We start from the raw sequence: 447 nt of genomic DNA on the forward strand, positions 1-447 counted from the left end.
TTGCCATCGTGGCGCTTGAAGCCAGCCTGTTGATGCAGGGCTGAGGGGAGATCCGAGCCATGACGCTTTTCGCGACCGACTACCTGGAGTACTACCTGACCCTGGTTTCCTGGATCGTCAACAACGGCATCTGGGCGGTACTGGTATCCAGCGGGGTATTCGCACTGCCCTTCGTGGCGATCATCGTGCAGGAATGGCTCAAGGCCCGTGGGGAGGGTGCAGACGAAGGCAATAAGGGCGTGCTCTCGGCCGCACACTAACTTCGATCCGCTGGTGGGGTTGAACAATGCCTTTGGCGACCTGCTCCTGATGTTCGTCATGGGCACGATGTTCCTGGTCTTGCCGGGTTTTTGGCTTGCGAGCCTTACTTGGGTTGGGATTCGGGCTGGACACGTCATCCAAGGGCTTTCGGATGGCAGCAAGAGTGCCGGCCAAGCAGGCGGTAAG

The 447-nt window shown here is 59.3% G+C and carries 1 pseudogene; it reads left to right on the top strand.

Annotated elements, in window-relative coordinates:
* Positions 1 to 59: 59 nt before the first annotated feature.
* Positions 60 to 251 (top strand): annotated as a pseudogene (locus MUU51_RS00060) (conjugal transfer protein TraG N-terminal domain-containing protein); the annotation flags it as partial.
* Between the last annotated feature and the right edge of the window lie 196 nt (positions 252 to 447).

This window comes from Scandinavium manionii (genome assembly GCF_024764775.1).
GTDB classification, from domain to species: domain Bacteria; phylum Pseudomonadota; class Gammaproteobacteria; order Enterobacterales; family Enterobacteriaceae; genus Scandinavium; species Scandinavium manionii.